The organism is Psychrobacter sp. APC 3279 (assembly GCF_030407795.1).
Classification (GTDB): Bacteria; Pseudomonadota; Gammaproteobacteria; order Pseudomonadales; family Moraxellaceae; genus Psychrobacter.
In genome coordinates, this window is the sequence record NZ_JASDCR010000006.1 from 48,562 (window position 1) to 60,691 (window position 12,130).

The 12,130-nt window shown below is 43.3% G+C and carries 12 protein-coding genes; 7 read left to right on the top strand and 5 right to left on the bottom strand.

The window, feature by feature from the left end; all coding sequences use genetic code 11:
* The first annotated feature begins 53 nt into the window (after positions 1-53).
* The 5 genes from QL898_RS04285 (at position 54) to QL898_RS04305 (ending at position 6,255) form a co-directional block, all read left to right on the top strand.
* The gene (locus QL898_RS04285; RefSeq protein WP_290175920.1) at positions 54-2,192 is read left to right on the top strand and encodes a sensor histidine kinase; all 2,139 of its coding nucleotides are present in this window, start codon (positions 54-56) and stop codon (positions 2,190-2,192) included.
* A gap of 256 nt (positions 2,193-2,448) precedes the next feature.
* Positions 2,449-3,219, top strand: a complete 771-nt coding sequence (locus QL898_RS04290) for a methionine ABC transporter ATP-binding protein (RefSeq protein ID WP_290175921.1) — start codon at positions 2,449-2,451, stop codon at positions 3,217-3,219.
* Positions 3,220-3,238: 19 nt separating this feature from the next.
* Positions 3,239-3,925, top strand: a complete 687-nt coding sequence (locus QL898_RS04295; RefSeq protein WP_057761583.1) for a methionine ABC transporter permease — start codon at positions 3,239-3,241, stop codon at positions 3,923-3,925.
* A gap of 170 nt (positions 3,926-4,095) precedes the next feature.
* Positions 4,096-5,079: a MetQ/NlpA family ABC transporter substrate-binding protein gene (locus QL898_RS04300; protein ID WP_290175922.1), complete on the top strand. Its 984-nt coding sequence runs from the start codon at positions 4,096-4,098 to the stop codon at positions 5,077-5,079.
* A gap of 327 nt (positions 5,080-5,406) precedes the next feature.
* Positions 5,407-6,255, top strand: a complete 849-nt coding sequence (locus QL898_RS04305; RefSeq protein ID WP_290175923.1) for an aldo/keto reductase — start codon at positions 5,407-5,409, stop codon at positions 6,253-6,255.
* A gap of 101 nt (positions 6,256-6,356) precedes the next feature.
* Here the strand turns inward: QL898_RS04305 and ccmE are convergent, their stop codons facing one another.
* From ccmE to ccmA, 5 genes are all read right to left on the bottom strand, one after another.
* The gene (gene ccmE / locus QL898_RS04310) at positions 6,357-6,857 is read right to left on the bottom strand and encodes a cytochrome c maturation protein CcmE (protein WP_290175924.1); all 501 of its coding nucleotides are present in this window, start codon (positions 6,855-6,857) and stop codon (positions 6,357-6,359) included.
* A gap of 243 nt (positions 6,858-7,100) precedes the next feature.
* Positions 7,101-7,322 (bottom strand): heme exporter protein CcmD, encoded by a 222-nt coding sequence (ccmD, locus tag QL898_RS04315; RefSeq protein WP_057761592.1) that lies wholly within the window; start codon positions 7,320-7,322, stop codon positions 7,101-7,103.
* 16 nt (positions 7,323-7,338) lie between these two features.
* On the bottom strand, positions 7,339-8,127 hold the full coding sequence (gene ccmC, locus QL898_RS04320; protein ID WP_290175925.1) for a heme ABC transporter permease CcmC: 789 nt from the start codon (positions 8,125-8,127) through the stop codon (positions 7,339-7,341).
* 286 nt (positions 8,128-8,413) lie between these two features.
* Entirely contained in the window at positions 8,414-9,121 is a 708-nt protein-coding gene (locus QL898_RS04325) for a heme exporter protein CcmB (RefSeq protein WP_160023583.1), read from the bottom strand.
* Between the two features lie 84 nt (positions 9,122-9,205).
* Positions 9,206-9,835 (bottom strand): heme ABC exporter ATP-binding protein CcmA, encoded by a 630-nt coding sequence (gene ccmA, locus QL898_RS04330; RefSeq protein WP_290175926.1) that lies wholly within the window; start codon positions 9,833-9,835, stop codon positions 9,206-9,208.
* A gap of 162 nt (positions 9,836-9,997) precedes the next feature.
* Here ccmA and QL898_RS04335 point away from each other — a divergent pair, with 162 nt between their 5' ends.
* Together QL898_RS04335 and QL898_RS04340 are read left to right on the top strand one after the other, a co-directional pair.
* Entirely contained in the window at positions 9,998-11,107 is a 1,110-nt protein-coding gene (locus QL898_RS04335) for a hypothetical protein (protein ID WP_290175927.1), read from the top strand.
* Between the two features lie 30 nt (positions 11,108-11,137).
* Positions 11,138-11,965 (top strand): YbjN domain-containing protein, encoded by an 828-nt coding sequence (locus tag QL898_RS04340; RefSeq protein ID WP_290175928.1) that lies wholly within the window; start codon positions 11,138-11,140, stop codon positions 11,963-11,965.
* Positions 11,966-12,130: the final 165 nt, after the last annotated feature.

The following is a 12,130-nucleotide window of genomic DNA, read 5'->3' on the forward strand; positions in this document are numbered from 1 at the left end:
TGTAAACTCTATACTATGAGTCGGTACAAGCGTTTAATAATAGAGATCGTTTAATGCAGCAATTGGGTTTTCGTTCCGTATTTGCCAAACTATTTGCCAGCGTTATGCTGGCACTTACGTTATTTGCTGTAGCAATGGTGCTGTTGACACAACTTGTTCATGACAAAGACGCTGGTATTCGCTCAGAGATATTAGCCACACAGATTTTGGGTCAAATCGATCCATTCTTGCACGAATTGAATATTTCCATCAGCAAAGACAACCGTTTACAGTCGCGTTTTATGCTGGCTGTCGTTAAGAAAAGCTTCGATATTTTTGACGAATCACTGCAAGCGAAAATGGGATTGTATGACAGTGAAGGTCGACTGCTCATGCAAACCGACAATAGCGACCTACCCCTAGAGCTTCCCCCTACTCCTTCTTTGTTCTCACGTGTTTTTCCATCACTTGCAGATACATCACCTACTAAGCAAGCTCAAGTGTATAGCAGTACAGGTTATACCTTACTGTATGAATCACGTCTAACGCCTAAAAAACCTGTTCTTTCTGCAGCCCTGAATTTGTTCACTGGTACGCTACTACTCTTGCTCATTATGGCAGGTGTACTGTGGTTGATTGCACGGACGATGACATGGCGTATTGATCAGTTGAGCCAGCAAATGACTCAATTGGGTGATGGTGATTTTACGGTGCGTGTGAATGCGCGTGGTAATGATGAAATCGCTGCATTAGCGCGTGGATTCAACCAAGCGGCACAAAAAATTGAACACTTAATTGATGCCAATAACTTGCTACTGGCACATGCCTCTCATGAGCTACGCACACCGATTACACGTATCCGTCTACAGATTGAAATGATGGATATGTTGGCTGGTGCGCTGCCAACTGATACCAAAGCAAAGTTCGATAAACGGGCACAAGCCATTAATAGAGACTTGTCAGGTCTTAATGACTTAGTAGAAAGCATATTACTGGTTAGCCGTCTGGATGCAGGTCATGCTTTACAGCAAGTTGAAAACCTAGATTTGTATGATCTGGTAAATCAAGAACGTCAGCACTATCCTGAAGCTACGCTGATTGGTGAGCACATCGTGATAGACGGTCAATCATCAATGTTGACTCATTTGATTCGTAACTTACTTACCAACGCTATGCTACATGGCAAGCCGCCTGTTACGGTATTGCTATACGGTGTTCAAAGCATAGAAGAAGCTGGAACTGTACCTGACTATCTATTACAAACAGTGCTATGCAGCAGTTTTGTCGATTACAACAGTTTAGACTTCGACGATTATGAAGAAAACGCTGATGCCAAAGTAATTGAACACCAAACCGCTAAACATGAAGCTACTAGTTCGGTTGATAAAAATAAATCCGAAACGACTGATTCAATAGCAGAGCTACCGACGCCGACTATCTACAAAAACGGTGAAGATATAGCTGCTCGCAATGAAAACAACGAGAGCAATGATGAAGTCAGTATTGATAATAGCCTTTCAGATGACAGCTTAATAGACAGTGCCAGCAAACCCCAACCTACTACTGGCGAAACATCACTACTTGCTGACTATTACAGCTTTACCAGTGAGTTGACTGACAGAATTAAGAAAGTTATTTGGAGAGCTGTTCCAGATTCTACTAATCTTGCTAACGATGCTAATAGGATTAATAATACTGATAACGCTGGCATGACTGAAGTAGCATCAACAAGCTCTATAAGCAACGTAGAAAGCGAGAATACTGGCACTCTCGTCAATAATAGTGCTCAAAAATCAGATAAATCTATTACTGATACTGCTACTAAAAATAACGGCTCAAATAATACAAAAGATGACGCCAAATCTAACAACTCAAACAGTGAAAACTCAGGCGCAGTCGTGCGTAAAGAAGGTTTGTTTGCTAAGCATATGAAAAAAGCCAAAACTGAGCCCGAACGTCCTCTGCCAAAATATGCTGTGCTGGCGGTAATTGACGAAGGCACTGGTATCCCTGAAGGTAAGCGAGAAGAAGTCTTTAGCCCATTTGTACGTTTACAGCAAAAAAACAAAGGCTCTGGACTAGGGTTATCGTTAGTCTCACAAATCGTTACCGCCCATCAAGGACGTATTATTACAGATACGCTAAATGGTCATACTAGATTTTTGGTGACCATCCCAATTCATCATGATCCTCATTACAACTATCACGAGTAATCAATCCTCATCGTTATATAGATAGCTATCACGCTGTCGCCTTCATACTTGCCATTTTAACCGCTTATTCTTAATAGCTATTAATCATAAGCCGGACACGTATGTGCATATCCAAAGTACCTGATAATATGCTATATTACCGCCCCTTATTATACGGTTATTGACTGTTGTCGTTTTGACAAGCTTCTTACATATTGAAAGAGACCTGATGACGCGTTTTTAACCATTAAAAAATTTATTAAATTTTGAGCCCTCCATGAATGACATGATTGTCTTAAACGATGTGACCAAAAGTTTTTTAAGCGACCGATCAATCAAAGACAAAGACGGCAAACCACATTGGTTTACCGCTGTTGAGCCGACATCTCTGACTATCAAACAAGGCGAAATCTTTGGTTTAATGGGCTATTCAGGTGCAGGTAAATCTACCTTATTGCGCCTAATCAACATGCTTGAACGTCCAGATTCGGGTCAAGTCGTGATAGACGGTACTGACCTAACCACGCTGTCTGCCAGTGAGCTGCGCATTGCCCGTCACAATATCGGTATGATTTTTCAGCAGTTTAATCTGATGTCTAATCAAACGGTTTTTGACAACGTAGCATTTAATTTAAAAGTGTCAGGCTATCCTAGCCGCGACATTCATAAGCGCGTCATGGATTGTCTTGCGATTGTTGATTTGACTGATCGTGCTGGTCACTATCCTGCGCAGCTATCAGGCGGACAAAAACAGCGTGTGGGTATTGCCCGCGCGATTGCCCCTAGTCCGAAAGTATTGTTGGCCGATGAGCCAACCAGTGCGCTTGACCCTGCAACGACCCGTAGTTTGCTGACTTGTCTGCGCGATATCAATGAGCAGCTTGGCGTGACTATCGTCATCGTGACCCATGAGATGAGTGTTATTCGTAGACTTTGCGATCGCGCAGCATTATTGCACCAAGGACAACTATTAGAAGTTGCGGATGTGCGAGACGGTCTGATTCAAGCAACCACCCCGATTGGCAAAGGCTTAGTCGTCGAGGACTAATGAGGCAGGAGAAATAGATATGTTAACTGGTACTGAATTATCCGCCTCTATAGACAAGCTACTTGTATTACGCAAAGAGATCGTGAGCGCGTTTATTGATACGTTTGTGATGCTCGGTATTTCGACCACAGTCGCAATCGTCATCGGTGGACTGTTTGGCGTATTCTTGTTTTTGTCTAGTGATCGACAGTTTTTGCAAAACAAGACGTTGTACGGTGTGCTTGGCGGTATTACCAACTTTATGCGTGCTTTCCCTTTCGTAATTTTGATGATTGCGATGAGTCCGTTTACCAAGGCCATCGTTGGTACGGGTATCGGACCAATTGCTGCATCCCTCGTACTTGCTATCGCTGGTTCGTTTTATTTTGCGCGTTTGGTCGAGCAAAATTTACGCGAAGTGCCGCGCGGTATTATCGAAGCAACCGAATCGATGGGTGCACGTCCTTTTACCATTATTAAAGTACTACTAAATGAAGCGCGCTCAGGTTTAGTATTGTCGGTCACTATTCTTTGTATCAGCTTGCTCTCTTATTCAGCTGCCGCTGGTATGATCGGTGGTGGCGGTTTGGGTGATTTAGCCATTCGTTATGGCTATTATCGCTATCAAACTGAGGTAATGATTTTTATCGTGATTGTACTATCCATCATGGTCGTCTCGATTCAAGCCTCTGGTAACTGGCTCGCCAATCGTTTAGACAAACGTTAAGCCGCTTTAGAGAATACTTGACTTTACGAGCGACTAGGTTTATTTTTGGCAACACTCAACCCTTATCTCAGCTCTTACAACAAAAGCAGCATTACTATTTATAATGTTGCTTTTTTAATGTTCAGACGATAAACGCTTTACTCAATTTTATTCATTATTAAGGACATATTATGAAATTAACAGATATCAGCCGTCAGTTAGCTACCGCATTTGCCGCTGTTGGCGTATCAGGTTTGGTCTTAGTCGGTTGCAACAACTCATCAGCGCCAGAAGCGAACCAAGAGCCAGTAACCGAAGGTACCACTGCAGAAACGACTGCGAGTACTAGTGACATCGATCCTGAACACACCAAAATTGTTATCGGTACGACTGAAGGTGATTTTGCTGATATGGTTCGTAACCAAGTAAAAGGCACACTTGAAGCTCAGGGTTATGAGGTTGAGTTAGTTGCATTTACTGATTATGTTCGTCCTAACCTTGCCTTGGCAGAAGGCGACTTGGACATCAACATTTTCCAGCACAAGCCATATCTTGATACCTTCAAAAAAGAGAACAACCTTGATCTTGTTGAAGTATTCCAAGTACCAACTGCCCCGCTTGGTATCTACTCAGGTAAAAAATCTAGCCTAGATGAAGCCTTCAAAGGCATGAGTGTTTCTGCGCCGAATGATCCAAGTAACTTTGCTCGTGCGTTGGTCATGATGAACGATCTTGGCTGGATTAAACTAAAAGACGGTATCGACCCATTGACTGCATCAAAAGCTGACATCGCTGACAACAGCAAATACGATATCGATATCGTTGAGCTAGAAGCGGCTCAATTACCACGCGCGCGTGATGAAGTTGACTTTGCAGTAATCAACGGTAACTATGCAACTGACTCTGGCATCAAGCTGACCGAAGCATTGTTCCAAGAGCCAAGCTTTGCTTATGTGAACTGGTCAGCGATCAAATCTGCTGATACTGGTAAGAAATGGGTTGAAGATGTCACCAACGCTTATAATTCAGAAGCCTTCAAAAAGTATGCTCACGAAACCTTCCCTGGCTACAAGTACCCAAAAATCTGGGGTTCTGACACTAGTGCAAGCATTGATACCGCAGCTAAAACTGAAAGCGCTGACGCTCCAGAAACTGCAGAAGCTGCTGCTCAATAAGACTTTAAATCAAAAGTACCTAGTTTTTCAGGTGTTATGATTGATAGAAACGCCCATTACTTAGAATGATGGGCGTTTTTTTGTCTTTGATTTTGGAATTGCTATCTTCCGATACAGCTATCAAAAGACTAACTGAGCATCAAATAACTATCAAAAATCACGTTACAGCCTGTTTGCCCTTTGTAGGAAACCGTCACTCACTCTTCCACTTGTCCTTGGTTTTTCCTATAGTGGACAGGCTCAATAGTGATTTACTCGTTAGACCATACTATTGATGACATTTAAAACGAATGAAAACTATAAGATACACATAACAAGGATAATAATATGAGCGCTAAAAACTATAATATTCGTACCGCTGGCCAAGCAAATATCCCCATCCTAGGCCTAGGTACTTGGCAGTCAACTGGGCAAGATTGCGTAGATGTGGTCAAAAAAGCGTTAGAAATGGGTTATGAGCATATCGATACCGCTCAAGCTTATGGCAATGAAAAAGAAGTTGGCGAAGGTATCAGACAGTCAGGCGTGGCTCGCGATAAGTTCTTTTTGACTACCAAGATTTTTCCAGATGATATGAAGTTTGAGCCAGAAAAACTGGTCGCAGCGGCGAAACGTTCTTTGGAAGATTTGGGTACAGATTATGTCGATCTGTTGCTATTACATTGGCCTGATGACCGCGTACCATTATCTGAGACCATACCTGCATTGTGTGAATTACAAAAGCAAGGTTTGACGCGTCATATTGGTGTTTCAAACTTCAATATCGCTAATATTATTGAGGCCAAGAAATATGCTGATGTGCCTATCGTCGTGAACCAAGTAGAGTTCCATCCGTTCATTAAGCAAAACACATTGCAGACCTTTTTGAATAATCATCACATTTTGCTAGAAGCTTACTCACCACTCGCTCGTGGCGATGTATTCGACAATGATGTTATCAAAGAGATTGCGGATAAGCACAACGTAACACCAGCACAAATCTCATTAGCATGGATCTTATCAGACAAGCATCGTGTGGCTATTCCAAAAACGTCTAACCCTGATCACTTGCAAGGCAATCTAGATGCCATCAAAGTTGAGTTAAGTGCAGACGAGTTAGAAAAAATCGGTAACTTAGCAAGCTCTGATGGTCGTAAAATTGAACATCCTGACTATAGCCCAGTATGGGATGACTAACAGGGTTAATAAGTACGATTAGCTGATTAGCTAAACAGAGCTCAATAAAAAGCCACCGATTATCGGTGGCTTTTTTTATATGTTATGGAAACTCACAATTATTACTGTTGCAGCGTTTCGGTCTCATGAATTTTTTCAGCAGGATTATACTGTTCAGAAGTAGGTATCGCTCCAGTACGATTGTTTTCTTTCATAGATTTGGCAACTTCTGGTGGCATATAGTTTTCGTCATGCTTAGCCAATACTTCTCCAGCAACGAAAGTATCGCCCTGCATTTTACCCGTGGCCACGACGCCTGAATTTTCAGCAAATAGGTCTGGCAGAATACCTTGATAAGTCACTGGCACGGTTGATTGAAAATCAGTAATCGAAAACTCAACATTTAATGGATTGTCTGCTGCACGCTGCACACTACCGGCAACCACCATACCACCAGCACGAATACGTTTGTCTTGAGGCGCTTCACCTTGGGCAATAGCAGTTGCATCAAAGTAGTAGTCAGTTTGCTGCCCGATGGCATAGATAACCAACATAACTGCTACTGCCGCACCTGCCAGCGTAAACATAACCCACGTCAGTTTTTTCCGACGAACTGCATTCATACCACTACCCCATTAATGAGTCACTGTTTTATAAATCATAATCAATCTACAAAACAGAAAATTTTGAAGAAACTACCATTAGAAAAACGTTCTAAAAATGTCTTTCTAATCGTACTCTTCTAATCGCTATATGGTAGCATTTTTCAGACAAATCAATAAGCCCTATCGCTACTTGCAAGGTCATATTTTTGTCAGTAAAAGGATACGGTTTCTTACGCTAAAACTCTGATATTAAGATGATTTTTATTCAGCTTGTTTGGTTACAGGCGTTGAGGTTTTGGTGGTTCGCTGTGCTTGACGCGCTTGCTGAATGGTCAGCTGTTTGATAAGTGACTGTCGTTGTTTGCGGCTATAAATAATAAATGCCAACATCACGCCAATCGTTATCGCCCAGCACGACCACACAAAAACCCCATGCTTACCCATGGCGAAAAACTCAGATACGCTATAAAAGTAAGGCTGCATAGTATTTTCCTAGCCGTTATTTGTGTTGACCACGAATGTATTCTTTAACCCACGCTTTGCCTTGATCACGGTATAAAATCAGCGTGTTGGTACGATAAATCGCTAATGTCGCAACCAGTAAATAGCTGCCAATAATCATCAGTAGCAAAGGCATCCACATATCTGCCGACATCTTCGGCGCAGCTGTCAAACTAAAGGTCGCGCCTTGGTGCAAGGTATTCCACCACTCTACTGAGTACTTGATAATAGGCAGGTTCACTGCACCCACGATAGATAAAATAGCGGCCGCTTTACCGCGATTGGCCGTATGCTCAAAAGCAGCAAACAGTGCCATCACGCCCGCGTACAAAAACGCTAATATCAACATTGACGTAAGGCGTGCGTCCCATACCCAGTAAGTACCCCATGTTGGCTTTGCCCAGATAGAGCCGGTAAGCAAACTAATGACACATAGCAAAAAGCCCATTGGGGCAAGTGCCTGCGCGACCAAACTGGCCGTCTTAATCTTCCAAACCAAATAGATCACCCCCAAGACTGCGAGAGAAAAATAGATAGAAATGGCAAGACTGGCCGCTGGAACATGGATAAAGATAATGCGATAGCTATTGCCCTGAAGATAATCAGGCGGTGCAAAAGCAAGGCCCCATACGCTACCAATGAGCAAACAGAGACCGGCTAATATCGCTAACCACTTGACCCAAGGGCTAAAGATACGAAAAAACTGCTTGGTACCCACAGTGGTCAAGAAACCCTGCCAAATGCGCTGCCACAAGCTAGGGGATGAGACGTTATTCAGGTTGGGCATGGGAAGAAACCTATTACACAGCTTACTGGCGATAAAGGATGCGGTCTATAAAAGCACCACTATCAACTCACCTGCTGGCGTTAAACACTGGATAGAATCTACAAAGAGCTGTTTACGTATTCAATTGACTATTATAGCAAAATTGCCGGTTTTCACCACGATGTTAATACATGTGGTGCAGATAACTAGATTTCGATGACTGAATTTAGATGGTTAGGTTTATATAACTGGGTTTAGATAATCAAATTTCGAAATCTGGACTTTAGGATTACAAAACGCAAATCGTTTAATTGAGCCATGACATTTTTAAAGTTGTAGCAATCACCCAAGGCATAACTAGGACAGAAACAATACTTCCTGCTAGTAATAAGGCTAGAATAGGCAAACCGTTCAGCCCAGAGGCAAATAAATCAACCGCACCTGTAGCAAAAATCAATACTGGCAACTGCATCGGTAAAGCAATCAAGGGAACTAATACTGCCCCATTCTTTAACGATAGCGTCAAGCTACTGGCAATCGCGGATAGCATTAGGAGCATTGGACTACCTGTCACGATAGAAGCCATCAATATCCACGCTTCAAACCAACTAAGCTGAAACAACGGCACGGCAAGCAAACTTAGCGCCGCCACAATACCACTACTAAAAATCCAATGAATGACCAGTCTAATCAGCACCCATAGCGGTAGTGACGCTTTGGCCACGACCAATTGCGCAAGCGTACCATTATCAAGCGCAGGCTTGAATAATCCATCAACGCCCATTACCAGTGACAGCAATGCAGCAATCCACACTGCTGATACGCCCAGACGCTGTAATAACGCAGGTTCACTACCGACTGCCAGCGGAAACAAAGTGATAATCACTAAGAACAGCACTAATGGATACAACCATTGTACCGCTCCTTGCTGCTTGACTTGCCATTCACGTCGCCATAGCTGCAGGAAGCCAATACTGCGAGGCACTGCGACAATAGCATTTGGACTTTTATTCATGGCTGCTACTGATCCTACTTGTATTGGACTGTCTGTCATTATTTGTCCTTGCACATATACTGATGGTACTGATAGCAATCAAACTTATACCATATGATTTGACAAATCGAGCACCTGATTGGCGACACCGACTGCCTGATGACTGGTCATTAGTATAGACCCGCCAGCCTGTGCAAATTCGCGTAATCGCTCTTCCATACGTGCCACCATATCGACATCTAATGCCGTGAAAGGTTCATCAAGTAACCAAAGCGGTGTCACGTCAGGAGTTAACAAGTACAATCGTGCCAGCGTGATGCGCCGCGTTTGCCCAGCTGATAGATGACTTGAGCTGATCGTTTCAAACCCTTGTAGTCCAACCCATGTGAGTGCATCGTCAATGTCAACAGCGCGAGGCGTGATGCCATATAAGTTCAGTAGAAACGTCAGGTTTTGTGCTACTGTCAAATTCGGATGGATGCCTAACTGGTGCGAGACATATAAAGGCTGGATGGGCAGGCACGATTGTCCTTGATAAGTAACTTCACCTGACAAAACAGGTAACAATCCAGCCAACTGCATGAGTAACGTGGTCTTTCCCGTCCCATTTGCCCCGATTAGATGGCAAATACTACCCGCAGATAGCTGCAACGCAACGCCTTCGCACAGCGATATCTCACCGCGCTGAACCGTCAGCTCCTCAAGTGCAAGTAAAGGCGTATCCAAAACCGTCATCAAAACCTCTGGTTATTTATCAAGCAGCAGTCAATATTCATCACAAACAAAGGCAATGTTCGTGGCATAATACCCTATGCTCGCTACAAACACACAGTATAACAAATTGTCGATTACTCTGACTTCAAAAAGTACAACCTCAAAAAAATACGACTTTAAAATATGACTTCAAAACCTATGCCGACTTCACAAGATAGCCAAACACAAATGCCTGATGCAGACACTAACAATGACAACGCAGACACTAATTTGTCAAAAGAGCCATCAGCCAGCCGTTTGACAGTAGATAGCTTGATTGATGCTCAAGTTAACTTTATGCAGCAGTGGTTGCACAATCAAGCTGAGCCACTAGCGATGGAAGCTTGGCAATGGTTTGGTGCGCAGCCTTTAAGCAAATATATTACCTGTGACCATTTACAACAGCTGATGAAAGACTGGCTGTTAAATCAGCCGATGACTGAGGTGATGCGTACCGATATCCGTGCTATTTTGCACACTGTTATTTATCATCCAGTCAATGACAACGTACCTTTGTCTGAGCTGGTCGATGATGCCCAAGTCGAAACGCTGGCCAACTATATCGGTAGCCATGAGCAGCAGCGTAACATATTGATTCATACGCTGGTCGGTAACGAAACCTTTGCAGATCTATTGACCCAAACACTTTATCACGCTATCAACGACTTTATGGAAAGCACCCTCGATAAAGCAGGTGGCGTTGGTAAATTGATGAAGCTTGGGCGCAGCTCTTTTGAAAAGGCGACCAACAGAAACCTCGATGAAAAACTGCAAACCTACTTGCATCGCAATATCAAAGATTTGACGCGCAAAGCTGAAGCCAATGCGCAGGAACACTTGTCAAACGAAGAGGTGGCGCGCCTGATGGTTATGGGCTGGGATCGCATCAAAGACCAACCGATCAGCGAGCTGCAAACCTATTTAAGCGATGAGCCTGATAATAGTAGCATTGACCATATCGAAGCCAGTATCCAACAAAGCTACAATCGCCTGCGACTGTCACCGTATCTGCACAGCTTGGTAACGGCAAGCATTGACACTTGGTATGCCAATCATCAGTCTGACACGATGGCTACCGTCGCCGCGAGTTTGCACATTGACGAAGCGGCCATGAAGCAATGTAGCACCGCTCTACTGCCTATCGTGTACGATGCGATTGCGACACCTTGGTTTACGGCTCATATTCGTGAGATGCTAGCAGCGTTCTATGCACAGCCTGCTATCAAAGAAGGTTTGGCATTCACTCACGATTAATTTATAACCCTTACTTGTAAGCATACTATTATGAGTCAACGCAATAAACTCAGCTTGTGGCAAAAGATCAAACGGTTACTGACTGCTTCCGCACCGCAGTCAGTCATCGATGGTGCAAGCGAGCAAGGGCGTGCATCACTTGCTGACGGCGAGATTAATAATACAAAAAATATATCAGCTGATATCTCTCATGAGTTAGAGGCGAAACAAGGCAATGAACAGGATAACCCTCAAGCACAAGCACAAGCACAAGCACAAGCAGATACACCTCAACTCAAAACCGATAACTTAAAAACCGATAGCGCAAATGCAGAACCTCAAAACCAAAGTGACATGCCTATCGTCGACTGCTTAAAGCAATACTTCAATGACAAGCAGTGGCACTACACGCATTATCGACCCAAAACCAACGACAGCCAAAAGTCGCATCATTTATCCTTGAGAATGCGTCATAAGCAAATAAACTGTGGCTATCTGTTTCGGGTGCAAGAAAAAAACAAACTACTGGCCATCTATGGCATCTTGCCATTTTTGATACCAGACACTCATCAAAGTGCCGCAATGCTACTTATCACCCAAATCAACTATGACATGCTAGTCGGTAATCTAGAGATGGATGTCAACGATGGTGAGATACGCTACAAAAATGCTATCGATGTCGAAGCAGTTGGTATAGATAATGAGATTATTGAGCATTTATTACAAAGCGTGGTTGCGATGACCACGGTCGCCAACGAGCTATTTGGCAACTTGGTTAATAATCAAGACCCTGCTGAAGACATGCAAACGCTACTTGTAGAGCTACGTCAACAGTCAGACGCGCGCACGTTCTTTTTACCGACTCAGTCTGTTCAATAACTCAGTTTGTTCGATAACTCAGTTTGTTCAACAGCTCAGTTTGTTCGATAACTCAGTTTGTTCAACAGCTCAGTTCATTCGATAAACTGGTTTTTCAGTCAAGTTATAGTCGACGATAGCGGATACTTGTCCCTTTATTTTTCTATCCAAAAACCATCAATACTA